Origin of the sequence: Desulforhopalus singaporensis (assembly GCF_900104445.1) — a bacterium.
GTDB lineage: Bacteria > Desulfobacterota > Desulfobulbia > Desulfobulbales > Desulfocapsaceae > Desulforhopalus_A > Desulforhopalus_A singaporensis.
On record NZ_FNJI01000002.1, the window covers coordinates 88,635 to 111,347 of the forward strand.

The 22,713-nt window shown below is 53.3% G+C and carries 20 protein-coding genes; 3 read left to right on the forward strand and 17 right to left on the reverse strand.

Going from position 1 to position 22,713, the window contains the following annotated elements; genetic code table 11:
• Nucleotides 1-5: 5 nt before the first annotated feature.
• A complete protein-coding gene (ahcY, locus tag BLQ17_RS01545; protein WP_092219081.1) occupies nt 6-1,304 on the forward strand; it encodes an adenosylhomocysteinase in 1,299 nt (432 codons plus the stop codon).
• A 59-nt stretch (nt 1,305-1,363) separates the two neighbouring features.
• Here ahcY and BLQ17_RS01550 read toward each other — a convergent pair whose 3' ends face one another.
• The 9 genes from BLQ17_RS01550 to dnaG all read right to left on the reverse strand — a co-directional run bounded on the left by BLQ17_RS01550 (nt 1,364) and on the right by dnaG (nt 12,532).
• Entirely contained in the window at nt 1,364-2,155 is a 792-nt protein-coding gene (locus BLQ17_RS01550; protein WP_092219083.1) for a biotin--[acetyl-CoA-carboxylase] ligase, read from the reverse strand.
• A 53-nt stretch (nt 2,156-2,208) separates the two neighbouring features.
• A complete protein-coding gene (locus tag BLQ17_RS01555; RefSeq protein WP_092219085.1) occupies nt 2,209-2,451 on the reverse strand; it encodes a dissimilatory sulfite reductase D family protein in 243 nt (80 codons plus the stop codon).
• 92 nt (nt 2,452-2,543) lie between these two features.
• Nucleotides 2,544-3,671 carry a dissimilatory-type sulfite reductase subunit beta gene (gene dsrB / locus BLQ17_RS01560; RefSeq protein ID WP_092219087.1) on the reverse strand — a complete coding sequence of 376 codons (1,128 nt, stop codon included), beginning with the start codon at nt 3,669-3,671 and terminating at the stop codon, nt 2,544-2,546.
• 52 nt (nt 3,672-3,723) lie between these two features.
• Nucleotides 3,724-5,004, reverse strand: a complete 1,281-nt coding sequence (gene dsrA, locus BLQ17_RS01565) for a dissimilatory-type sulfite reductase subunit alpha (protein ID WP_092219089.1) — start codon at nt 5,002-5,004, stop codon at nt 3,724-3,726.
• A 277-nt stretch (nt 5,005-5,281) separates the two neighbouring features.
• The gene (locus tag BLQ17_RS01570) at nt 5,282-6,865 is read right to left on the reverse strand and encodes a glucose-6-phosphate isomerase (protein WP_092219091.1); all 1,584 of its coding nucleotides are present in this window, start codon (nt 6,863-6,865) and stop codon (nt 5,282-5,284) included.
• A 29-nt stretch (nt 6,866-6,894) separates the two neighbouring features.
• The gene (gene rpe / locus BLQ17_RS01575) at nt 6,895-7,581 is read right to left on the reverse strand and encodes a ribulose-phosphate 3-epimerase (RefSeq protein ID WP_092219319.1); all 687 of its coding nucleotides are present in this window, start codon (nt 7,579-7,581) and stop codon (nt 6,895-6,897) included.
• 58 nt (nt 7,582-7,639) lie between these two features.
• On the reverse strand, nt 7,640-8,776 hold the full coding sequence (dprA, locus tag BLQ17_RS01580; RefSeq protein WP_176761033.1) for a DNA-processing protein DprA: 1,137 nt from the start codon (nt 8,774-8,776) through the stop codon (nt 7,640-7,642).
• 90 nt (nt 8,777-8,866) lie between these two features.
• Nucleotides 8,867-10,537 carry a sigma-70 family RNA polymerase sigma factor gene (locus BLQ17_RS01585; RefSeq protein ID WP_245694929.1) on the reverse strand — a complete coding sequence of 557 codons (1,671 nt, stop codon included), beginning with the start codon at nt 10,535-10,537 and terminating at the stop codon, nt 8,867-8,869.
• 192 nt (nt 10,538-10,729) lie between these two features.
• Nucleotides 10,730-12,532, reverse strand: a complete 1,803-nt coding sequence (gene dnaG / locus BLQ17_RS01590) for a DNA primase (protein ID WP_092219095.1) — start codon at nt 12,530-12,532, stop codon at nt 10,730-10,732.
• Between the two features lie 117 nt (nt 12,533-12,649).
• Between dnaG and BLQ17_RS01595 the strand changes: the two genes are divergently transcribed.
• Nucleotides 12,650-13,357, forward strand: a complete 708-nt coding sequence (locus tag BLQ17_RS01595) for a hypothetical protein (protein ID WP_143005408.1) — start codon at nt 12,650-12,652, stop codon at nt 13,355-13,357.
• A 201-nt stretch (nt 13,358-13,558) separates the two neighbouring features.
• Nucleotides 13,559-15,250 (forward strand): ABC1 kinase family protein, encoded by a 1,692-nt coding sequence (locus BLQ17_RS01600; protein ID WP_092219099.1) that lies wholly within the window; start codon nt 13,559-13,561, stop codon nt 15,248-15,250.
• 34 nt (nt 15,251-15,284) lie between these two features.
• Here BLQ17_RS01600 and BLQ17_RS01605 read toward each other — a convergent pair whose 3' ends face one another.
• The 8 genes from BLQ17_RS01605 to BLQ17_RS01640 form a co-directional block, all read right to left on the reverse strand.
• Nucleotides 15,285-15,980, reverse strand: coding sequence for a triose-phosphate isomerase (locus tag BLQ17_RS01605; RefSeq protein ID WP_143005409.1), 696 nt, complete (start codon nt 15,978-15,980; stop codon nt 15,285-15,287).
• A gap of 13 nt (nt 15,981-15,993) precedes the next feature.
• A complete protein-coding gene (locus BLQ17_RS01610; RefSeq protein WP_092219105.1) occupies nt 15,994-16,302 on the reverse strand; it encodes a DUF167 domain-containing protein in 309 nt (102 codons plus the stop codon).
• 14 nt (nt 16,303-16,316) lie between these two features.
• Nucleotides 16,317-17,096 carry a DivIVA domain-containing protein gene (locus BLQ17_RS01615; RefSeq protein WP_092219107.1) on the reverse strand — a complete coding sequence of 260 codons (780 nt, stop codon included), beginning with the start codon at nt 17,094-17,096 and terminating at the stop codon, nt 16,317-16,319.
• Between the two features lie 113 nt (nt 17,097-17,209).
• Nucleotides 17,210-17,509 (reverse strand): YggT family protein, encoded by a 300-nt coding sequence (locus BLQ17_RS01620; RefSeq protein WP_092219110.1) that lies wholly within the window; start codon nt 17,507-17,509, stop codon nt 17,210-17,212.
• Nucleotides 17,510-17,525: 16 nt separating this feature from the next.
• Nucleotides 17,526-19,475, reverse strand: coding sequence for a methionine--tRNA ligase (metG, locus tag BLQ17_RS01625; protein WP_092219113.1), 1,950 nt, complete (start codon nt 19,473-19,475; stop codon nt 17,526-17,528).
• A gap of 59 nt (nt 19,476-19,534) precedes the next feature.
• On the reverse strand, nt 19,535-20,470 hold the full coding sequence (locus BLQ17_RS01630) for a PSP1 domain-containing protein (protein WP_092219114.1): 936 nt from the start codon (nt 20,468-20,470) through the stop codon (nt 19,535-19,537).
• 41 nt (nt 20,471-20,511) lie between these two features.
• The gene (gene holB, locus BLQ17_RS01635; RefSeq protein WP_092219116.1) at nt 20,512-21,486 is read right to left on the reverse strand and encodes a DNA polymerase III subunit delta'; all 975 of its coding nucleotides are present in this window, start codon (nt 21,484-21,486) and stop codon (nt 20,512-20,514) included.
• A 20-nt stretch (nt 21,487-21,506) separates the two neighbouring features.
• A complete protein-coding gene (locus BLQ17_RS01640; protein ID WP_092219119.1) occupies nt 21,507-22,532 on the reverse strand; it encodes a 3'-5' exoribonuclease YhaM family protein in 1,026 nt (341 codons plus the stop codon).
• Nucleotides 22,533-22,713 lie beyond the last annotated feature (181 nt).

Sequence of the window (22,713 nt, forward strand, 5' to 3'; positions counted from 1 at the left end):
TCCCAATGACCAAACAGACCAACGATTATAAAATAGCCGATATCACTCTTGCCCAGTGGGGACGTAAAGAGATTGAGATCGCGGAAACCGAAATGCCCGGCCTTATGGCGCTGCGCGAAGAATATGCCAGCAAGCAGCCGTTAAAGGGAGCCCGCATCGCCGGCTGTCTGCACATGACCATACAGACGGCTGTCTTGATGGAGACCCTCGTTGCGCTTGGCGCAGAGCTGCGCTGGTCCAGCTGTAATATCTTCTCAACCCAGGACCATGCCGCTGCAGCTGTAGCCGCAGCCGGCATCCCGACCTTTGCCTGGAAAGGAGAAACCGAGGAGGAGTTCTGGTGGTGCATCGACCAGACAATTTTCGGTCCCGACGACTGGCGACCGAACATGGTGCTTGACGACGGTGGCGACCTGACGCTGGTTCTCCACCAGAAATACCATAACGAGTTGACAGGTATCCGCGGCATCAGCGAAGAGACCACCACCGGGGTTCACCGGCTCAACGAAATGGCAACCGCAGGCAGCCTTGGCTGTCCTGCCATCAATGTAAACGACTCGGTCACCAAATCCAAATTCGACAACCTCTACGGCTGCAGGGAATCCCTGATTGACGGAATCAAGCGAGCCACCGATGTGATGATCGCCGGCAAGAACTGTGTCGTCGTCGGTTACGGTGATGTCGGCAAGGGATGCGCCCAGGCGCTACGCGGCATGGGAGCGACGGTTTATATCGCCGAGATCGATCCTATCTGCGCCCTCCAGGCGGCGATGGAAGGGTACCGCGTGGTAACTGTTGAAGAAGTTGCCGCTATCGGCAACATATTCGTCACCTGTACCGGTAATCTCAAAGTGATAACCCGGGGCCACATGGAGATGATGCCCGACGAGGCCATCGTCTGCAATATCGGGCATTTCGACTCTGAAATCGATATCGCAGGAATACGGGATCTTGAGTGGGACAACATCAAGCCCCAGGTAGACCACGTCATCTTTCCCGACGGCAAAAAAATCATCGTCCTGGCTGAAGGACGCCTGGTTAACCTTGGTTGCGCCACCGGCCATCCCAGTTTCGTGATGAGCAACTCCTTCACCAATCAGGTCCTGGCACAGATAGAGCTTTGGCAAAATGCTGAAAAATACGAAAAGCAGGTCTATTTCCTGCCGAAGTCCCTCGATGAGAAGGTCGCCAGACTTCACCTGCAGAAGATCGGGGCTAACCTGACCACCCTCAGCCAGGAGCAGGCGGACTATATAGGGGTGAAGGTTGAAGGCCCGTATAAGCCCGAGTATTACCGCTACTGAGCTGTTTTCATTCTTTCCCATCGCTCCGGCCGATTCGATCATCAGCCGGAGCGTTTGAGTCAGGCCTTACGCGCAAGCTCCACGTCACCGGAGAGAACCTTGTGCAGGCGGCCGTCCTCACCCCTGAGATAGAGATTTCCTGTTTCATCCGGGCCAAGAGACAGTCCGCTGACCAGTTCTCCATAGACATCAACGCACGTCAGGTTCTTGCCAAGCAGATAATCCATTCTGCGCCACTGGTCAAGGACAGGCCCGAACCCTTGCTGTTCAAAAATATCGATCTCTTGAGCCAGCGCCTGGACCACTTTTTCACCAAGAAGCCGCAGATCAAAGGTTACGCCAGCCAGTTCATGGAGACTTGTCACCTTTTGCTGCAACTCGGCCGGGAAGCTGCCTGTCTTCTGGTTGACGTTGATCCCTATGCCGATAACGGCGTACCTCTTTTCTGGCGGTGCCGTAAGATCAGAACTCTCTGCGAGGATTCCAGCACATTTTCTACCGTCAAAAAAGACATCGTTGGGCCATTTCAGCTGAACCTTTTTGTCAACCATTAAGGAGAGGAGCCTCGCCACCGCAACTCCCGCGACCATGGTCAGCTTAGGGTATTCCTCGGCACCAACAGTTGGACGTACGATGCAGGAGCAGTAGAGCCCCTGCCCTGCGGTAGAATGCCACTGTTTGCCGAGCCTGCCTCGCCCTGCGGTCTGGGCCTTGGCGCATACTGCAACACCTGATTCGCAGCCTTTTTCGGCAAGTTCTTTTGCCTTGCGGTTGGTCGAATCCAGCTGGTCATACCAGTAAATTTTCATCTTCTTGTCTGGTGATTTGGGGACAAATAGAAAAGGCACCATGGAGCAGATGCTCCCGGTGCCTCTACGAACGGTGACGCAAAAAAGACAAGATATTAATCTTCCTTCGAGTGTTCCTCGTCCTGAATACGTGACGGAATTCCATACATGGTGGTGGAACCGGAAGACCAGAACGCAAGGCGGCCTTCTCTAACCATCTCGTTGGCGACATTTTTGATAACCCGCGGCTTGCTGTCAGGATCACATGCATAGAAATCCTTGATGTACAGCTGCGGCTTCGGAGATTTAGTAGCTTTCTCCTCTATGGCGTCTTTTAATGCTTCTTTATCCAGTGCCATAATCCTACTCCTCTATTTGTAGAGATTGAAGAAAGCATCGGTTCAGCCGGAGCCGAAAACGACTCCGGCTAAAAACCTTCATTCCTGCTTTGTTATTTTACATGGCTGCTGTACTTAAACTGCGTGGTGGTACGCCACGTATCATATGCAAGACGATAGTCGTCGATGCTCTTCTCTGTGAACGGGATGTCACATTTTTCAAAAAATCTTTCCCAGCCGATTCTCTCAGCCCAGTCACCGATACGCTCGTACTTTTTGGCGTCCGCTGCATACGCTTCAAGAATCTTCTTAACCGCTTGAACCGTCTCCGGCCAGCGCGGGGTGTTGTTCGGCAGGTAAGGAATTACCAGCTTGGAAAACTTTGGCTCGGAAATTCTGTTTGAAACCTTACCGCCCACCAGGATTGCGATACCGTCGCCTTCAGGGTCGGCAAGCGGCATGGCGGGGCACATGGTGTAGCAGTTACCGCAGAACATACAGCGGTCAACATTAACCTTGACGGTCTTGATCTCCTTGCCGTCAATTTCAGCTTTTGCAGGTTTAACTGCGCCAAGCGGACAGGATGCGATAGCAAGCGGAAGCTCGCAGACGCCGGTAATACGCTTGTTGTCGATCATCGGCGGCTTACGGTGAATACCGAGGATGGCGATATCCGAAGCGTGAACAGCACCACACATGTTGAGACAGCAGGCGAGGGCGATGCGCACCTGTGCCGGCAGTGTCATGGAGGTGAAGTAGTCGAACAGTTCATCCATTACCGCTTTGACAACACCTGAAGCATCGGTTGCCGGAGTGTGGCAGTGTACCCAGCCCTGGGTGTGAACGATATTGGTCACACCGGCGCCGGTTCCACCTACGGGATACTTGGTTCCGTAGGTGGCAAGCGTGTCAAGAAGAGGCTGAACCTTGTCCTTGGAATCAACCATGAACTCGATGTTGTTCCGGGTGGTGAAACGCAGGTACCCGTCACAATGCTTATCAGCGATATCACAAACTTCACGGATGTACTCAACAGATACGAGACGAGCGCACCCTACACGAACGGTATACACTTCGGCACCGGTTTCAGATTTGTGCATCAGCACGCCGGGCTGAGTGATTTCGTGCCACAGCCACTTTCCTTTGTTTTCCTTGATCACGGCCGGAAAGAACTGTTCGTAATGTGGGGGACCAAGATCTGAAATGCGGCCATCCATTGGTTTGTCCGGATTATAACCCATTGTTAATTCTCCTTGTATTTAATATGAATTTTAGCTCAAATTAAAATCGTAATTAAGCAGCGTGCTTTCTACGGAATTCGTCGATATCACGCTCGAAACCGCCTTCAACCTCTTCTTCCTTCCAGAATACGTATGGGTTTGAACGAGGTTCTTTCACGTGCTGCGGAATCGGCTCGATACCCATAACTTTGAGGAAAGTCGGAAGACCAAGTCTCTGCATGGTTTCACCGACACGCTCGCGGTTCTTGCCTACTTCCATCCACCAGTCCCATACGCCTTCGATGAACTCTACCAGTTCCTCGAAATCGTTATCGGCGGATACCTTCATGAAAGGTACGATCAGGGTGGAGAACTGAGCACCGTCGAGGATAGGAGCTTTTGCGCCTACACAGATTGAAGCACCCTGGTCGGCACCGGGACGCAGTGCGCGGGGCATTACGTTGATGCAGTGCATGCAACGGGTACATTCGGCATCGTCAATTTTCAGCTCGTCCCCTTCCATCCACATACATTCGGTCGGACACAGGTCGATCACTTCTTTCTGGATATCGAACTTGCCCCAGTCTTTGCCTGAGTGGGCACCGCCGTTTGCAGGATAGTTGCCTGCTACATACTCTTTTACCGCAGCCTGATCGATGCGGATGTTATCTTTCCAGGTACCGATGACGGAAATATCGGAACGGGCGATGGACGCAACGCAGTCGTTGGGGCAACCGGAAAACTTGAACTTGAACTTGTACGGGAATGCCGGGCGATGGATCTCATCCTGGTAGTGCATGGTCAGGAAGTGACAGCACTCTTCGGTGTCGTAGCAGGACCATTCGCAGCGGGACTGGCCGATGCAGTTGGCAGGAGTACGCAGGTTGGAACCGGAACCACCCAGGTCCTGTCCCATCTCGTGGGTCAGATCCCAGAAGAACGGCTCGAGATTTTCAGTACGGGTACCCAGAAGAATAACGTCGCCGGTGGAACCGTGGAAGTTGGTCATACCGGAACCGTGCTTTTCCCAAAGATCCATCAACTTGCGAAGGTTGGCGGTTGAATAGTACTTGGAAGCCGGTTGTGCGACGCGAACGGTGTGGAAATGCTCGACACCGGGGAATTGCTTGGGCAGGTCGGCATAACGGCCGACAATACCACCACCGTAACCGAAAACACCTACGATACCACCGTGCTTCCAGTGAGTGATTCTATCTTTGTAGGACAGCTCCAGGATACCAAGGATGTCCCAACATTCAGGCTTTGTTTCCGCCTGCTTTTTAATGTCGGTAACGAAGCTTGGCCACGGGCCACTCTCCAATTGATCCAACAAGGGCGTCTCATGCTTTGCCATGATTTCCTCCTTTGAATTACAGTTTGAACTTCTACCTTAACCAAAATCATACTAAAGCCGAGCACCAGTGGCTGATCTTCAGCTTTATTTCAATAATGCTGGATCATAATCGTATCTATCCGATCTACTGTTCGAATACGTTTCTAGATACAATCATGAAAGTTGATTCAGCGTGTGAGAATATCTTCGCTATGCCGTTTTGTCAACAAAAATCGGCCCCGATCATCCCCTGCGACTGAACCGTCATTCACCCACTGTTACTACCACTCCGGCCATTTCAGAGCTGTTTGAGAAAATAGTTTTCGAGGCTGTCCGGATCGGATTCTCTCTTCGATATTTCGGCAATGAACCTGGTTGCCAGCGCCTTGCCGAGCTGAACCCCCTCCTGATCAAACGAGTTTATGTTCCAGACGAACCCCTGAAAGATAATTTTCGCCTCGTAAAGAGCCAGAAGAGCCCCCATGGTTTTGGGGGTAAGGCGTTGTGCCAGCAGCAGAGAAGAGGGTCTGTTACCGGGAAAAACCCTGTTGGGATTGTCCGACTCTTTACCCGCCGCAAGAGCCACCATCTGAGCGAAAAGGTTTGCCAGGAGTTTTTCCTGAGAGGTCGTGTTTTCTACGGTTTGATCAAGGCCAGACTGGGAGCGTCTGAATCCGATGAATTCCACGGGAACAATCTCCGTTCCCTGGTGCAGCAGCTGGTAAAAGGCATGCTGCCCGTTTGTTCCCGGCTCTCCCCAGACTATCGGCCCGGTAGTCGATGCAACCGGTTGCCCGTTTCTCTGCAGAGATTTTCCGTTACTCTCCATGTCGCACTGCTGGAGATGGGCGGGAAACCGGTGCATCGCCTGGCTGTAAGGCAGAACAGCCAGACTCCTGCAGCCGAGAAAATTATGGTTCCAGACCCCGATCAGAGCCATCAGCAGCGGAATATTCTGTTCAAGCCGTTCTTCTTCGGCCATCTCGTCGAGCAGCGCGGCTCCTTCCAGAAACTGCTTTAACTGTTCCATTCCCAGAAAAAAACCGAGGCTTGCCGCACCAACCATTGAACAGGTGGAATATCGTCCGCCGATATATTCGTACATATGGAAGGTTTCAAGATAGTCACCACTGTTATCCATCCTGCTGCCCTCACCCGTCACCGCAATACAGTGATCCGCCGGGTTAAGCCCTGCTTTTTTCAGGGCAGCGCGAACGATCTCTTCATTGGTCAGGGTCTCAAGGGTAGTCCCGCTCTTGGAGACGATATTGACAAGCGTTGTCGACAGGTCCACCTGGCTCAGCACGGCTACGGCATCGTCAGGGTCGACGTTGGCGATAAACCTGACCGTCCTGCCTTCTTTACCGTAACACTTCAGACCCTCATATACCGCACGCGGGCCGAGGTCCGATCCGCCGATACCGATGTGAACCAGGGAGGTAAACCGCTGCTGTCGATGATTGACAATCACTCCTGAATCGAGTTTTTCAAGAAAAGAGGCCAGTTTATCCAATTGGCCCGCCGCGCTTGCCGTAGCCTCCGGGTGGCATGGCAAGGCGCTGAAGAGATCGCGGCAGGCCGTGTGGAGAACCTGGCGGTTTTCACTCTCCACCCCCTCTATCCTGTTGGCCACGGCCCCCCTTCGCAGAGCCTTGAACTGTTCCACCAGTTCGAGCTCCCGGCTCATGTCGGACAGTCCCTGCAGCACGTGGTGATCGATGCGCTGGGTACCGTAGTGCAGATTCACCAAGGGCGACCGGCAGACAAATTTTTGCAGCCGGTCATCTTCAAACAGCGCACCCTTCCGGGTAAGGTCGTACGGCCTTTGGGCACATCGCCTGAGTCCGGAAAAAGCCTTAGTCTGTGTGAAATTCTTGTACATCCCCACCCCAGTGCAATTCAAGGCCCCGGTTACGCCCGGTACCGAGCAGCGCCCTCTTCCCCGTTTTTTTTCAGAGCGCTTATTGTTTCCAGGTAATCGTCGCTGCCGTAGACCGCCGATCCGGCGACAAACACGTTAGCCCCGGCCTCGGCCACGTCGGCGATGGACAGTGGACTGATGCCGCCATCGACCTCTATATCGACGTCCAGCCCCATGACATCGATGGTCTGCCGCAGCTGCCATATCTTGCCAAGGGAAGAGGGTATAAACGATTGGCCGCCAAAGCCGGGATTCACAGACATGAGCATAACTATATCCACATCTTCGAGGATATAATCAAGCACCGTCAGCGGTGTCGCCGGATTAAGCACAACCCCCGGCCTCCTGCCCTTCTCCCTGATCCTGGACACGGTCCGGTGGAGGTGGGTACACGCCTCTGCATGAACGGTTATCCAATCGGCACCTGCATCGGCAAAGGCATCAACATATCTGTCAGGATCGCTGATCATCAGATGAACGTCCAGCGGTGTTGTTGCCACTCTCTTGGCCGCCTCGACCACCAGGGGCCCGATGGTTATGTTCGGTACAAAGTGGCCGTCCATCACGTCTATATGAATAACATCGGCACCGGCTTTTTCGACGGCTCTTATCTCCTGGCCGAGCCTGGTAAAATCGGCCGACAGAATCGAGGGCGCAATCTGGATTTTTCGACTCATGGTATATCCTTGTATGATCTGTTTATTGATTGAACAAATTATCGCCGCCTGCAGCCGGTCAATCGCTTCGGCCGCCGCCAACCTTTGTCACCTGCCCGCCGGGCAACAGCTCGACCAGCCCTTCAAGCTCCAACATGAGCAGCAACTCGCTCACCCGCGAGGAATCGAGACCTGAACGCTCAACAATAACATCCCTGCTCTGGGGGTAACAGTCGACGCACTGTAACAGTGCATGTTCGTCCGGGTCAAGATCAGGCGCACAATTTTGTAGCCGGGCAGGATCGTCGCGCATCCTTCCTGCGGCTGCGGCACCGCAGCTGGCCGCACCGTCCATTTCGACCAGGATATCATCGACATTCTGCACCAGCTTCGCCCCCTGCTGCAGGAGCCAGTGAGTGCCTTCGCTCTTGAAGGAGTCGACCTGTCCAGGGACTGCAAAGATTTCCCGGCCAAGATCAAGTCCGATCTGGGCGGTGATAAGCGAACCCGATTTTTTTGCCGCCTCCACCACAACCACCCCCTGAGTCAGGCCGGCGATAATCCTGTTGCGAGCCGGGAACCTGAACGGTTCCGGCCGGGTGCCAAGAGGATACTCGGAGACCACCAATCCGCTACGGCGGATCTTTTCCAGCAGGGACAAGTTCTGTTTCGGATAGATTACATCGAGTCCGCAACCGAGGACGGCAACGGTCATTCCACCGCACTGCAAAGCTCCCTCGTGGGCATGGGTATCAATCCCCAGAGCAAGTCCGGAGACGACCACCACCCCTTTTGCTGCAAGCAAGGAACAGAGCCCGGTACAGATTCGCCGGCCGTACCCGGTTGCCGCCCGGGAGCCGACAACAGCAACGGAGGGTCTGGTCAGCAGGGAGGGATCTCCCTGCACATAGAGTACCGGCGGAGGATCAACCAGGTGCCTCAGCTGGCCTGGATAATCCGCGTCCTGCCAGCATATCGCCTGGCCGCCAGATTTTTCGATCCTGTCAAGTTCGACCAGCGCCCGTTCCCGTGCCCTGCCGATTTCCCTGAACCCGTCAAGCTGCTTTGTCCTGATTCCCTGAATTTTCCGACTCTTTTCAACGGAGGCTCCAAGAGCAGCTCCGGGGGAGGTGTAGTGGTTGACGAGGCGCCAGAACCCTGTCACACCCAACCCCGGAATAAAACTCAACGTTATCCAGTCAACTATGGAATTCAAAAGAAGATATGCTCTTATTTTGATCAAATAAAGATAAATAGACACTATCGCAATCAAGCTGCAAAGCGCAGTCTACCGCCTGTCACCCCTTTAGTCGGTCATAAAAACCTTCAGTTCTCCCGCCCTGGACGGGTGCTTGAGCTTCATAATCGCCTGGGCTTCGATCTGCCGTATCCTCTCCCTGGTCACGGCAAAACATTTCCCTACCTCCTCAAGGGTGTGGTCGCTGTCGACATCGATACCGTATCGCATCCTGAGCACTTTAGCCTCCCGCGGAGACAGCGACGACATAACCTGGTGGAGACACTCCCTGAGGCTGGCAACCATAGTGACCTCATCGGGCCCCATCTTATCCTTGTCCTCGATAAAATCAGCCAGGTAGGTTTCCCCATCCTCTCCCACCGGGGTGTCCAAAGAGATCGCATCCTTTGCTATCTTGAGCGCAGACTTGACCTTGGCCACATCGGTTCCCAGATGCTCGGCCATCTCTTCAGGACTTGGCTCCCGGTGTTCTTCCAGCATAAAGTCCTTGGAAACCCGGAGCAGACGGTTGATGGTCTCGATCATATGTACCGGCAGCCTGATGGTTCGTCCCTGATCGGCGATCCCCCTGGTTATCGCCTGTCTGATCCACCAGGTGGCATAGGTACTGAACTTGTACCCGCGGTGATAATCAAACTTTTCCACAGCCTTCATCAGACCGATATTGCCTTCCTGGATCAGGTCGGAAAATTGCAGGCCGCGGTTGACAAATTTCTTTGAAACGGAAATGACCAGCCTCAGGTTGGCCCTGACCAGCCCTTCCTTGGCATCCTTGTACATCGCCCACCCGCTGTCGATCTCATAGAGCACATCCCCCAGCTGTTTTTCCGTTACCCCGGATTCGGCGAGCATCTGCCGGTTGACCTGCTTCTCAATTTCCTCGGGCTCCATCAAGGCCTCACCACCGTCTGTTGCAACGGCTTGGCCGGTCATCACCTCCACCAGTACCTTGCGGAATTTTTTCGCCAGATCTTCAAGCCCCGTTGCGATCGCCTTGATACAGTCGGCACAGATGATCTTTTCCTGGAAAATATGGGAAACAGACCGCCCCAGGGCTTCAATGTCACTGAGGATTTCTTCCGCCTCCCGACTCTGCGGCTCAAGTTCGAGATATCTTTTGAGCAACTTCTGCCGCTGCAGGTCGCAACGAGCGGCTTCCTCGACTTTTGCCAGAAAATCAGCACTTTCTTCCTCCACCACCTCCCGGCTGTTGTCTTTCAACCCGGTGAGAATCTGGCAGATCTTATCGTTTTTCCGGTCCAGTCCCCGGACCACCTCCTGCAGTACCGGAATGGCCAGCGGCGTCTTCAATACGGCGTCCTGCACCCGCTGTTTTCCAACTTCCATCGCCTTGGCAAGTTTCAACTCTTCTTCATGACTGAGAAGTGTCAGTGTTCCCATCTCCCGGAGGTAGATGTTCATCGGATCGGCAGAACTCTTCGATTTCTGGGTCCCGGACTCATCACCGCTGATTCGCGCCGTCCTTCTCCGGTCGTTTGCGTTCCTCTCTCCGAACGGCTTGGTTCTCCGGTCTGCCAGCCCCCCACTTCTGCTTTCTACTGCGGGATCGTCAAAGTCCACTAAATTGTTATCCTCCGCCGTTTCATCTTCGTAATCATCTTCAGGATCATAGGACGACAAGCCGTTTTCCTGATCCAGCTGCATCATGGCCTCATCCATATCCTTGATAGTTTCATCATCATTTTGCGGCAATGTCATCCTGCACCTCTTTTGCTTCAAATAAGGGAGTATCGGCGACACAGCCGCTACCCTCGTTTTCCACATTCCAGTGACAGACCCTGCTAAATTATTGTCGAAAATTCAGACATATCCTCTCAAAATCAATCCAAACAGAAGCAAATGTCAAGAAAATTAATCGCCAGAGCCAAAAAACATCCCCCCATTGCTTCCTCACGAATCCGCTTCGTGTAACTTCCTGGTAAGATCCATTTTTTGCTCCAGGAGCTGTCGCAGCAACTCCATGTCCCCTTTATGCTGTGCTTCCTCTATCTGTTTCAGCAGGCAAGCTGAACTCTTCTGCAGCCTAGACCGTTGCAGATACCTGACCAATTCCGCCAGATCCTCCTTCGCCCCATCGCTATCCGTGGTCCCCTGGGGCGGCTGCAGCAGCAACTCGGCCACAAAACGCCTCTCCACCCCTTCAGGCAATACCGTAAGCAACTCTTCCGGCTCCGCCTCTTTGTTGACGCGCAACAGTTTTTCCATTTCAAGAAAAAGGATCTCGCCAAAAGAACCAGCGAGGCAATCCCGCAGTCCTTCTCCTGCCAGCAGTTCGAAATGGTCCGGGTACAGGACCATGAATTCAGCCAGCTGTTTCTGGGCTATGGTCAGCGGTTCAGCCCTCAGTTCAGCCCTGGGCCGCTCTGGTGGTTGCTGGGCAAACACATCGCGGGGCGCAGCCATGAACTGCTCCAGCTGTTCCACCGCCATACCGAGTTCCTGTGCAAAATGGGACAGGAAGACACTGCGTTGCAGCGGTGACGGCGCCGCCTCAACCAGCGGTACCAGCTCTTCTACAATACGCCTTTTTCCGTCAAGCCCCAACCCGAACTGTTCGACCAGGCGACCAAGGACGAATTCCGGAAGATCTTTCGCCTCCCCGAGGATCCTTGACAACTCTGCCAATCCGAATTCACGGATATACGTGTCGGGATCATGTCCTCCCGGCAACAGCGCAACCTTTCCGGCCAGCTGCTCGGCGAGAAACAAAGGAACGGCCCTGGCCGCTGCTTTTCCTCCGGCCTCATCGCCGTCAAAAAGCAGGGTCGCTTCCTCGGCAAATCTCTTTATCAGCCTCAACTGTTCTCTGGTAACGGCGGTGCCAAGGGGTGCGACCACATTTTCACACCCCTTGGCGACCAGAGATACAAGGTCGAAATTACCCTCCACCAGAATGGCCCTGTTGTGCCTGCGAATGGACTCCTTCTGCTGAAAAAGACCCAGGAGCAGGTTACTCTTGTTAAAGACGGCGCTTTCAGGAGAATTGAGATATTTCGGCTGCCCCTCCCCCACTATACGCCCGCCAAACCCGCATACCTGGCCGGCGATATTGAAAATCGGGAAAACTATCCGATCACGGAACCTGTCGTAGGTTCCGCCTTTCTTGTTATCCACCAGCAGCCCTGTCTCAACTGCTGCTCTGGTCTGTTCCTGCGAAAAAGTCGAACCCAGGAAATTCCAGCCGGCAGCCTCCACCGGCGGCGCGTACCCGATCCTGAATTTTTCAACGATCCGATCCTCGATACCCCGGTTTTGCAAATATTTGCGGGCGGCTTCAGCGCCTTTCTCATTATTTTTCAGAAAATCAAAATAGCGTGCGGCGGCTTTTTCATTGACTTCAAAAAGTAATTTCCTTTTTCTTGATTTCTCCTGCTGCTCCGTGGTCTGGCGGTTCTCGGGCAGGTCAATCCGGTACTTTTCGGCAAGCAGCTTGAGAGCTTCGACAAAATTGAGATTTTGATACTTCATGACAAAGCTGAACACATCGCCTGACTCACCGCACCCGAAACAATGAAAAAACTGGTGCCCGGGGTGCACCGAGAAAGAAGGTGTCTTCTCACCGTGAAACGGACACAACCCCAGATAGCGCGCCCCGCTGCGTTTCAGCTCTACATGTTCGCCGATGACCTGAACGATATCGGCATGTTCCTTTACTTTAGCTACAGCTTCTTCACGCTGGTCGGATATCTGCATGGTTCGCTTTTTGCTCTCTAAAAAAGATGATTCTTTGACGAGATGATACTATACTACCGTTTAGAAACTGTTGCTACGGCTTAGCCGATGTTTATACTTCACCAGACCGGGTATCAAATGGATAACCTCGCCAATATATTGGCACTTGAAATCAAACAGGAAATAGCTACGCGATATTTCAGCTTTCGCAAAAAAGCCGAGACCGAGTCAGAGGAGTATAAAAAACAGCTTGACCAGGCAAAAATATCGCTTCAGCCGACTCTTGATACCATAGCCGGTGAGCTTGCAACAATGAAAGTACTGCTGGTCCCGGACAGTGTCGTATACCTCGATTTTCTTACATTCACCAGACTTCCGCAAAGCCTCGGCGAACAAGGCGACGAAGGCCAGAGCACGGAAAAAAAGCTCAACCACCTTATCTTTGGCCCCATTTTTATTAAAAAACATAAACACAAGAAGCTGGTTTTCAGCACCTATCAGGCCCTTGAAACCGCCCTTGCCAAATATTGCGAGGAACAGAACCGCCTGGTCAAGTGGCACAACAGCCTGGAAAAAGAGATAGACCATTTTTTCCGTAACAACGACATCGGTTCGATACTCGATTTCCTTCGGCAAATGAACAGTCCCGACGGCACAAGATCGACCATACTCGACACCTCCCCAGGACCTGGCAGCGACAAGCTGAACAGGGAATTGCGGATTTTTCCTCCCCCGCCGGTTTCCGCAGAACTTGTTATCCTGCCCCTGATACCACATTTTAAAAATGCCAAGCCGACCCTCAAGCAGCTGGCCTTGCGAGCTTTTCCCGGTTACCAGGCCAATTGATCCGGGAGCACTGTTTACAAAAAAAGCAGAGAGGCAACTGAATCGGCACGACAAGTCTTATAGACCGCAAAAGCGGATAAAACCCTTTATTTTTACTCAACAAATTAAATCTTTAAATTGCATTGAGGGTGTCCGGGAGTATATACTTAGGAAATAAAACGTTACTCCGGGTACCATCAACCACCTAGCCTCAGTCAGCTGATGAAAATTACATCGATCAGGCGCACCATCAGAAATACCAAGCGGTTGGCGGAAATAATCAAGGTCTTGTCAAAGTTCGGTTTCCAGCAGCTTGTGGTCGATTCCGGAATGTTACGGATCCTTGGAGGTACAGACGAGCAGGTACCGCCGCCGCAGTCGCCCAGCTCCCTGGCCCTGCCAAGGTCGGTACGGATACGTATGGCCCTTGAGGAACTGGGACCGACGTTTATCAAGCTGGGCCAGCTCCTCTCCACCCGCCCCGACCTGATCCCTGGAGAATGGGCCAACGAATTCAAGAAACTCCAGGACAGCTGCAGGCACGTTCCTTTTACGGAGATCCACGAGGTACTCGAGCTCGAGTTTCCCGGAAGGATGGAGGAAATTTTTGACACCATCAACGAGACCCCTCTGGCCACTGCTTCCATCGCCCAGGTTCACAGCGCCACCACCAAAGATGGCAGCCGGGTGGTGATAAAAGTATTAAAGCCGGGAGCCAGGAAGTTACTTGAAGAGGACATGGCCCTGCTTGAAACCCTGGCCCAGGTGCTCGAACAGTATTTTTCCGACCTCGGGTACAGCCCGACGGCTGTCGCCAAGGAATTCAGCAGGGAACTCCTCAAAGAGATAAATCTTGTCATCGAAGGACAGTCCACCGAACGGCTGCGGCGATATTTTGACGACGACGAAAACATATTTTTTCCAAAGATCTATTGGTACGCGACAACCCGCAATGTCCTGACGATGGAAAAGATTGAAGGCAGGCTGCTGTCAACGATCGATCCGAAAACCCTGCCAGGCAGTGAACGAAGAAAAATTGTGTCCAACGGGACCGATGCGGTGTTCAAGCAATGCCTCAGATTCGGCTTTTTCCATGCCGACCCCCACCCGGGAAACATATTTTTGCTGGAGGGCGGGAAAATCTGTTTCATAGACTGCGGCATGACCGGCCAGCTCGACAGGAGGACGACGGACCAGCTGATCCGACTGGTTACAGGGGTTATCAAGGGGGACATCGATCGACTCTGCCGGGTGATCCTGGAACTGACAACGGTTGACCCGCTTATCCTGGAAAAAAGGGAATTCCGCCTGGAACTCCGCCATCTCACTGGGCAATTTCAAAATATCGACCTTGGCCACCTCCATATCGCAGCCCTGCTCTCCGATTTTTTTTCCATGCTGCAGCGATACCACATCCAGTGTCCCGGAGATCTCATGCTGTTGACCAAAGCGCTTACCATTATCGAAAGCGTGGCGGAGCAGTTCGACCCCACCTTTGACGTCCTGGCCCATGTGGAGCCGCAGATCAAGACCCTGGTCATGGACCGCTACTCAATGAGCGCCATCAGGAAAAGAATCAGCAGAACCCTGTTCTCATCGCTGGAATTGCTCGAAGAAATGCCCCGTGACATCCAGCGTTTTTTCGATCATGCCAGGCACAGCCGTTTTACCCTGAACCTCGAGCTCAAACGCATCGAACACCTTGCGGAAAACATCGACAACTCCAGCCGCCTCATGGGCATTGCGATGATCATTGCCGCTCTTATAGTCGGCTCCTCAATCCTGATACTCGCCGACGCAATTTCCCGGGAACCGGGGTTTCTGGGGACACTGGGACTGATAGGGCTGATTCTCTCAGGAATCAATACAGCCGCGTTTATCACCGCTTTCCTGCTGCCCAAGAAAAAGAAATAGAACCGGAAAAACCAACCGACCGTCAGGCTTTCTCCTACAGTGATGCGCCCATGGCCCGGCAAAGGGTTGAAAAGCTTTGTACCTCAAGGCTCGCCGTAGCCGTGAAAAGACCGCTCAGCCCGTCAATTTCGAGATATTCCCGAAAATTATCCACGTTGAGAGCGCCTCCGTAGACAATGGGCCGCCGGGGAAAATAATTGGCGATCCGCTTGATGACCACCCCCACCCTTGCAACCGACTCCGGGATTCTGAAGTTTAGAGAATCAACGGGCGTGTAGGCGAGAATCATCCCGGGACAGTCGATATCCTTGAGCGCAAAGAGGCTGGAGAGAGTGTCGCCGTTTTCGATACAGATTATGGGGGTCAACCCGACATCTGCAGCCTCGGCAGCCTTGTTCACCAGATCCGTTACGGTTTCATGAAAATACCTGCGCCGCTCACTGTGACCTATTATCGCATAGGAGGCAAAAGGTTTCACCATGTCCGCGGCAATCGCCCCGGTATAGCTTCCCCTGGGAAAAGGGGAAATATCCTGAGCCCCAAGAGAAAAATGTCGCAGCTGCAGCCGCTTCACATGAAACGAAAGCGACTCCAGATAGACAGCGGGCGGCGCGACGATAACCTCAAGACCGTCCTGCGGGCGATAAGCTTTATCGAACCTGTCCAGCCACTCCTTTGACGAGTCGCTGCTCTTGTGACACTTCCAGTTGCCGATAAGATACCTGGCCATTTCTCCCTCTTTCTCACCCGGCACAGGACATACTCTCTTTCACCTGCGCTCTCACTGCCGTTTCAGCTACGCCGGCCACGGCGACAACCTTCTGTCTCGACTTATGCCCGGACACAACTTCCACGTTTTTTTTCGACACCCCCAGCAACTTTGCAAAAAAGGATACGATCTCCTTGTTGGCCTTGCCGTCGACCGGAGGCGAACCGACGGCAACCTTGAGCCGCTCTCCGTAAAGACCGGATATCTGGGTTCTGGAGGCCTTCGGCTGCACATGCAGCTCAAGGATCACCCCGCCATTTTTACAACTTTGCAGATAAGGCATACCCAACCGGAAAGTTAATTTCTCGATGCGACCGGTTCTTCGGCAGCTTCACCATCAAGATCAAGTGCTGCAAGGTAGCTGTGCAGCAACTCCTGCAACTCCCTGCGGACCTGTGACTTTTTCTGCTCCAGTTCCTCGATCTCTATTGGCAGCCTATGTAACTCGGCTTGCGCACTTTCCTTGAACCCTTCAACCTCAGCCTTTGCTTCCTCCATCAATTTTCGGGCATTCTCTTCGGTCGTGGCTTTCAGATTGTTGGCAAAATTCTGTGCGGCGAGGATCGTTGTCTTGAAATCGGCGCCCTCCTGTTTAAGCTCCTCATTGCGTTCGACAAGCAGCTCCAACCTGGATCTCAGCTTCTCCGTTTCGGTCTTTTCCCTGGCTGTTTCCCGCTCGGCCCGCTCGACATCCTCCTTGAGCTTTTCATTGCTCTGCTGGTAGTCCCTGTTCTCCTGTGCAAGAGTCTGGTTTTCCTGCTTTACCCTTTCAAGTTTTTCCTTGAGGGTGGCAAGTTCTTTTTCTTTAGCATCTCGTTCCTGCGCTATTTCCGACTCGGATCCCACACTGGTTGCCAGGTGGGCCCGGAGCTCTTCCTGCAGGGCGCCGTTGTCCGCCTGCAGTTCCTCGCGTTCCACGTGAAGAGTCTCCAGCTGCTCCTCCAAATTGCGGTTCAGTTCGGCAAGCTCAAAGTAGTCATCGGCCAGCAACTCCAGATACGCCTTCACCTCTATGGTATCATAACCTCTGAATTTGGTTTGAAATTCCTGATCCTTAATTGCCTGCGGTGTCAGCATAATCACCTCCTGAGTGTAATGATAAAGAGCCGTTTTTGATCAACGGCAAGGCCGCCTGCCGTCGAGCTGTTATGGTTTAAGGAGCTGCATCTTGCACAAAATCGCACCTCCGGTTATCCCATCCCAAGCGCAATCTGCTTGAGGGTCCCCACCACGAAGCTCTGCACAAACATGATCGCCAGGATGAGAATCATCGGCGAAAAATCTATGCCCCCCATACTTATCGGTAAAACCCTGCGTATCCTGCTCAGAGCAGGTTCCGTCGCTTCATAGAGAAACCTGACGATCGGGTTGTAGGGATCGGCCCCAACCCACGAGACAACCGCTCTACCAATGATAATCCACACATAAGCGGTAAGGACAAAGTCTAAAAGCTGCGCTACGGCCATCATAAAATTATTTACTACAAACATTTCCCTCTCCTTGCAATCAAGCTACACCACTTCCCGGTTCAATCGGTTCGCCCGGCGCACAGAGCACCAGTTTTTCCCTGCCGTCTACGACTGTTTTTGCGGCAAGAACCATGCCCTGTGATTTTACACCCATCAACTTGGCCGGCTTGAGATTGGCGACGAGTATCACTTGCCTGCCCACCAGCTGCCCAGGGTTGTAATGTTCGGCTATCCCGGCAACAACAGTACGTTGTTCCGGAGCCATTACTGTCAACTTAAGCAACCGGTCGGATTTTTCGATCGGTTCCGCCGCAACGATTTCGGCGATTCGGAGATCAATGTTTTTAAAATAATCAAATGATACCAACCCATCTTCGGCGGGCTGTTCTTTTTCCTTCTTTTTTTCCTTTTTGGCTGCTGTCGGCGATGTTTGCTTATCCTGTCGTTTGTCCTCTTTCTTCTCCATTCGGGGAAAGAGCGGTTCGATTTCCTGCAACCGGCCGCCAGGCACAAGCAGCCCCCATTTCCCGCCAAGCGTCAGGGAGCTTATGGTGTCGTGGTCCCGGCCAATCCCCAATCCGTCCCCCATCTTGCGGGCGGTTCCGGGGATCACAGGCCTGAGAACCAGGGCCAGGATACGCAACGCTTCAACGAGGTTGTAAAGAACCGTATCAAGGCGTTTTTCAAGCGCTTGGTCCTTTGCCAGCCCCCACGGTTCGTTGGTCACGATGTACCTGTTGACAAGCCCCACAAACTCCCAGACGGCCTGGATGCCGAGATGAAACTTGAACTGGTTCATCATCTCGCTGTATTTCTCCACCATTGTTGCGGCCGCCTGACGTAGCTCCTGGTCCCGCTCGTCATCTTTATCGGGCCCGGGAATCACCGAATCGCGGTACTTCTTGACCATGGCGCTCACCCTGCTGAACAGGTTGCCGAGATCATTTGCCAGGTCTGAATTCTGCCGTGTCACAATCGCCTCGGAGTTAAACGACGAATCCAGACCGAAAGACATATCCCGAAGCGTAAAATAGCGCAGGGTGTCGACGCCATAGGTCTCAACCAGTTCTTTGGGCCGGACAACGTTGCCGATACTCTTGGACATTTTGGTATCGTTCACGTTCCAGTATCCGTGAACATGAAGCTTCTGATAAAGAGGTACCCCCATTCCCATGAGCATGGTCGGCCAGTATATGGCGTGAGGCTTGAGGATGTCCTTGGCTATCACATGCTCCGCCACCGGCCAGTAATCCTTGTATTTGTCACCGTCGGGATAACCTATTCCGGTGAGGTAATTGATAAGGGCGTCAAACCAGACGTAGGTGACGAAATTTTTATCGAACGGCAGCTCAATTCCCCACGTGAGCCTCGATTTCGGTCTCGATATGCAAAGATCCTCAAGAGGTTCAGCAAGAAACGACAGGACCTCATTACGGTACCTCTCCGGGGTTATGAAGTCGGGATTGTCATTGATATGGTCAATGAGTTGCTGCTGGTACTTCGACATCCTGAAAAAATAGTTCTTTTCAGCAATCTGCTGGGGCGGCTTCTGATGGTCGGGACAATTGCCGTCCACCAGTTCCTTCTCGGTCAGGTACCGTTCGCATCCCTGGCAGTAAAGTCCGGTATACTCATCAAAATAGATATCACCGCTGTCATATACCTTCTGCAGTATCTGCTGCACCACTGCGACATGGTCACTATCGGTGGTACGGATGAAGTTATCCGGTTCTATCTCCAGCAGCGGCCAGGTATCTCTGAACATGGCACTGATTTTGTCCACATAGGCCTTTGGCGCCACGTTATCTTTTTCCGCCGCCTCGACGATCTTGTCCCCATGCTCGTCGGTGCCGGTCTGGAACCTGACGTTGTCATCGACAAGACGCCGGAACCTGCTGTAGGTGTCGGCAACGATTGTGGTGTAGGCGTGACCCAGATGGGGCTGGGCGTTCACGTAGTAGATCGGAGTAGTTATGTATGTAGTCATATCCTCTGCTGTTTCTGGTAGAAAAAGCTCTGGTACCGCAGCTCTTGTATGGTATGCCACTATTCGCGGCTTTTTTTCTCTTTTCTCTTGTCCTGCGTCTCTTTTTTGGCCAGCCGATAGGTGCGCCACTGGTCTCGTTCCAGCTGTTTTTCTTCGCCGACACTGTTCTCGACGATAATGGCATCCTGGAGGACCAGCTGCCGCCGTACAAGGTACTGTTCGTCGTCGATGATTATGGATCTGCCCGGTTTCGGCATTTTTTTACGCTGCCTCCGGTAGGTGTCGTATTCGTATGTCAGACAGCAGAGCAGCCTGTTGCACACCCCCGATATCTTGGTGGGATTAAGCGGGAGATCCTGCTCTTTGGCCATCTTGATTGAGACCGAGTCGAATTTCTTGATAAACGACGAACAGCAGAGCTCCCGGCCGCAGGTGCCGATGCCGCCGATCATCTTGGTCTCATGTCTAACCCCTATCTGGCGCATCTCGACCCGGGTCCTGAACTCCTGAACGAGATCTTTCACGAGCCCCCGGAAATCCACCCGGTTTTCCGCTGTAAAATAGAAAATCATCTTACTGCCGTTAAAAAATCTCTCGACCCTGACCAGGCTCATTTTCAGGTTATGCTTTTTTATCAGGCCGGTGCATATCTGAAAAGCGCGATCCTCGATTCCGGCAAGGTTTTCAAACTTGTTCAGCTCGGATTTTGTTGCCATCCGCTTTATCTCAAAGTCCACCTTCCTGCCATGCTCGCGGCAGCCGCACATCGGTGCAATCCCCCTGATTTTGCAGGGTTCCAGACCGTGGTCGGTCTGCACCATCACCACGCTGTCGGCCGGCAGGCCGTCGATCGAACATGACGCGGTAACAAACTGTCCGTCATCGCGGTACTGTACCCGGTAGAAAAAAATGTCCTGCTCAGTTTTTTCTCCCGTTTTCTCTATTGACTCTCCAGTCGACACCTCGGCCGATTCCTGGTTTTCAGTAATTGTCATAAACCATCATCCTTCGGTGATTATCACCATACATCAGGCACCTAGTCCTGCAATGAAAACATCAGCGCTTCAGCTACAAGGTTTTTATTGCAGTTCCCGGCCAACTGCCTCTCGGCCCGGTCTATGGCCCGCAATTTAGCAAAAAGTTCCACGGAACTCCAGCTTTTCAACATTCTGCCGGAAACACCGCCATTTTCGCCCTGGTCGCGCGCCAGCAGCAGATCCCGCAGCCAGTATCTCAACAGTCCCAGAAAAGCAGCGAAATCCTCCTTAAGTGCAGCCATTTTTTCCGCCAGGATCAACAACTCACCCGCATCCCTGTTGGGATCTACTCGCGGATCGCCCAGAAAGGTGACCACTTCCCTCCAGACAGGGACCATGCCGGCGCGCTCATAGACCAGAGCTTTTCCCGGACTCCCCCCGGAAAGCTGTGCCAGCAAGCGGCGATTTTCAGCATCGATATCGTGGCGCTGCAACACCGCAACCGTATCCGCAATACTCAGCGGTCCAAAGAAAATCACCTGGCACCTTGAGACCAGGGTCGGCAGCATCTCCTGGGAGGACTCGGCGGTAAGGATAAACAGGTTTTTCGCCGGGGGCTCCTCCAGGGTCTTGAGCAGGGCATTCGCCGCCTCTCGGCGCATGGCGTGGACATCTTCTATGACCACGACCCGCACCGGCGACTCATAGGGGGCGAACTCCAGCTCCCTGATCAACTGCCGGATCCGGTCTATCTTGATGACTCCTTTGTCCGGCCTTATGACCACATAATCGGGTTGGTTTGAAGAGATAAATTTTCTGCAGGAGCTGCAGATACCGCAAGCCCCCACCCTGTTGACATCCCGACAGTTGACAGCCGCGGCGACCCCCCTGGCAAAAAGCTGTTTGCCAACCCCCTCCTCCCCGCGAAACAGAAAGGCGTGGGGCAGCCTGTCGCCGGCAAGAGCACGGCTGAGCATCTTTTTCGCCCGATCCTGCCCGAACAGCTGGGTATAACAGAGAGGTGACTGATCCATGGGTCCGGCCTCATCCCGAACTAGAAAAGGGACGGCTGTCGTCTGGACGGAACAGTGTCATCTTCCGGCGCCGATGGGGCCTGCTGTTCCCGCAGACCGCCGAGATAAAGATACCGCTCAAGAACCCGCTGGTATTCGGTCCAGCTCAACTCCTCACTCTTGAGTTTGCGCCGCAGCTGTTCTATCTGGTTCATCTTGGCGTCAAGATCGTCTGTCAGACTCAGGATAAACGCCTCCACCGTCATGGGAACCGTGGGGGAACCGAACTCCAGCCGGCCGTGATGACTCAGTATCAGGTGCTGCAGCTGATCGAGCAGTTCCTGTGGAAAATCCTTGATCCGCCGGGCCGCTTCGGCCACCATCTCGCAGCCGATCACCAGATGCCCCTTGAGCCTGCCCCCGGAAGTATACTCAATGGCACCGCCGATCCGCTCAAGCTCCGTCAGCTTGCCGATATCGTGAAGCAGTGCCCCGGCCACGAGCAGCGACTTGTCCACCCCCGGATAGTGATCGGCCAAGAACCCGGCAACCCTGGCAAGGGACAGGGAGTGCTCCAGCAGTCCGCCGATATACGCATGGTGTATGGTTTTAGCAGCCGGTGCCTCCTGGAACAGGGGCCACCAGTGACTTTTATTAAAAAAATAGTTGAGAAGTTTTTTCAGGTGGGGGTTTGCCACCTGGCGCAGAATATCTTGCAGATCCTGGGCCATCTCCTGGCGGCATTTCGGGGAAGCTGGGAGAAAATCTCCAATATCAACGCTATCTGCAGGACAGGGGTCTACCGAGTCGATTTTCAGCTGGGGCGCATCGCGATAGAGCTGGACACTGCCCTTTACCCGCACCGGCTCACCGACGCGACACAAAGAGTTCAGATGTTCTGCGTTTTCCCAGACGGGTCCGCTGATGTCGCCGCTCTTGTCCATCACGGTCAAAACCAGATACGGTTTGCCGGCCCGGGTTTCCCCCAGCTTGACATTTTTAACCAGAAACAGATCGTCAAACCGATCCCCGTCCTGCAACTCCGTGACAAATTGTTCTTTTTTCATATCGCAACACACCAGGTTCACTCCGGTTTCCTCCCTGCGCTCCACAGCGCAAATCACAACGACTACTGATACAATAGTAAAAATGACGCAGTATACAAGCAATTACCGGAAAACACCCATACTTTAACCTGAATATTTCATCCCTCCCCCGGTCCGGCCGACCCGGCAGTTCATTTTTCCT

Bases quoted from the DNA above. Each gene is read 5' to 3' on its own strand.
- ahcY (WP_092219081.1), top strand. From the start codon at position 6: ATGACCAAACAGACCAACGATTATAAAATAGCCGATATCACTCTTGCC.
- BLQ17_RS01550 (WP_092219083.1), bottom strand. From the start codon at position 2,155: ATGGTGCCTTTTCTATTTGTCCCCAAATCACCAGACAAGAAGATGAAA.
- BLQ17_RS01555 (WP_092219085.1), bottom strand. From the start codon at position 2,451: ATGGCACTGGATAAAGAAGCATTAAAAGACGCCATAGAGGAGAAAGCT.
- dsrB (WP_092219087.1), bottom strand. From the start codon at position 3,671: ATGGGTTATAATCCGGACAAACCAATGGATGGCCGCATTTCAGATCTT.
- dsrA (WP_092219089.1), bottom strand. From the start codon at position 5,004: ATGGCAAAGCATGAGACGCCCTTGTTGGATCAATTGGAGAGTGGCCCG.
- BLQ17_RS01570 (WP_092219091.1), bottom strand. From the start codon at position 6,865: ATGTACAAGAATTTCACACAGACTAAGGCTTTTTCCGGACTCAGGCGA.
- rpe (WP_092219319.1), bottom strand. From the start codon at position 7,581: ATGAGTCGAAAAATCCAGATTGCGCCCTCGATTCTGTCGGCCGATTTT.
- BLQ17_RS01585 (WP_245694929.1), bottom strand. From the start codon at position 10,537: ATGACATTGCCGCAAAATGATGATGAAACTATCAAGGATATGGATGAG.
- dnaG (WP_092219095.1), bottom strand. From the start codon at position 12,532: ATGCAGATATCCGACCAGCGTGAAGAAGCTGTAGCTAAAGTAAAGGAA.
- BLQ17_RS01595 (WP_143005408.1), top strand. From the start codon at position 12,650: ATGGATAACCTCGCCAATATATTGGCACTTGAAATCAAACAGGAAATA.
- BLQ17_RS01600 (WP_092219099.1), top strand. From the start codon at position 13,559: ATGAAAATTACATCGATCAGGCGCACCATCAGAAATACCAAGCGGTTG.
- BLQ17_RS01605 (WP_143005409.1), bottom strand. From the start codon at position 15,980: ATGGCCAGGTATCTTATCGGCAACTGGAAGTGTCACAAGAGCAGCGAC.
- BLQ17_RS01610 (WP_092219105.1), bottom strand. From the start codon at position 16,302: ATGCCTTATCTGCAAAGTTGTAAAAATGGCGGGGTGATCCTTGAGCTG.
- BLQ17_RS01615 (WP_092219107.1), bottom strand. From the start codon at position 17,096: ATGCTGACACCGCAGGCAATTAAGGATCAGGAATTTCAAACCAAATTC.
- BLQ17_RS01620 (WP_092219110.1), bottom strand. From the start codon at position 17,509: ATGTTTGTAGTAAATAATTTTATGATGGCCGTAGCGCAGCTTTTAGAC.
- metG (WP_092219113.1), bottom strand. From the start codon at position 19,475: ATGACTACATACATAACTACTCCGATCTACTACGTGAACGCCCAGCCC.
- BLQ17_RS01630 (WP_092219114.1), bottom strand. From the start codon at position 20,470: ATGACAATTACTGAAAACCAGGAATCGGCCGAGGTGTCGACTGGAGAG.
- holB (WP_092219116.1), bottom strand. From the start codon at position 21,486: ATGGATCAGTCACCTCTCTGTTATACCCAGCTGTTCGGGCAGGATCGG.
- BLQ17_RS01640 (WP_092219119.1), bottom strand. From the start codon at position 22,532: ATGAAAAAAGAACAATTTGTCACGGAGTTGCAGGACGGGGATCGGTTT.